Annotated in this window: 1 protein-coding gene; it reads left to right on the top strand. The window is 33.6% G+C overall.

Features of this window, described 5'->3' with window-relative positions; all coding sequences use genetic code 11:
• Positions 1 to 329, top strand: a 329-nt coding sequence (locus tag HNS40_RS23035) for a hypothetical protein (protein ID WP_216664209.1), incomplete at its 5' end; no start/stop codon positions are given.
• Positions 330 to 700 lie beyond the last annotated feature (371 nt).

Here is a 700-nt window from a genome sequence, read left to right as displayed (position 1 = left end):
TTTCACTAAAAAACCTAAAGACCAAAGGAAAGAAACCTAAGCGTTGCAGAAAATTAAACTACTACTATCATCATCATATATCAGATATTGATGGAGTTAAGGTTGTTGTCTTCATTTCAAAAAGAGGTGTTAATGGGTCAAGTCAAAATTCTGGGGGAATTGATTTTGTATTCATCAATAATTATCACAGTTTAGACTGTTTGTTCTGCATTTGTGTTGATGTTTTGAAAGACAAATCTAATGTGTCTTCATACTTTTTTGTGGAAAAAAGTAAGCAAAAATCCATCCCAAACAATTGCCTACCCTCCTCTTCCAGAATATTGATTTAACAAGCAAAGTTGAAAATAATGACCTTTGAATTGTAGATGTTTTCCAGATTTTAAAGCCTTATTTTTACACCTTGCTTCTCTTATGTCATTATTTAAAAGCTAAAGCCCTTTGCTGTTAAATCTAATATTCTGAAATTCACCTCTAAAGCCGCTTTCTGTTTGGGAGAGGCCTTCCCGCAGTCTCCGAAATAAGAAAAACAGTATATATAATAATTTGTTTATCAGACAATATCCAAACTAATGTAAGCACACCTGATGCTATGCAAAGTTTATAAAGACTTCCGCAGGAATGTCTAAGCCGCCTTATATCAAAGTCGTTAAGCGGAGCAAATGGCTTGAAGGAATAAAAAACAATACTATTTGACGCTCGT

Source organism: Lentimicrobium sp. S6, assembly GCF_013166635.1.
Taxonomy (GTDB): domain Bacteria; phylum Bacteroidota; class Bacteroidia; order Bacteroidales; family UBA12170; genus UBA12170.
The sequence above is the reverse complement of the archived record's forward strand: the minus strand, read 5'-3'. Positions and strand labels throughout refer to the sequence as shown.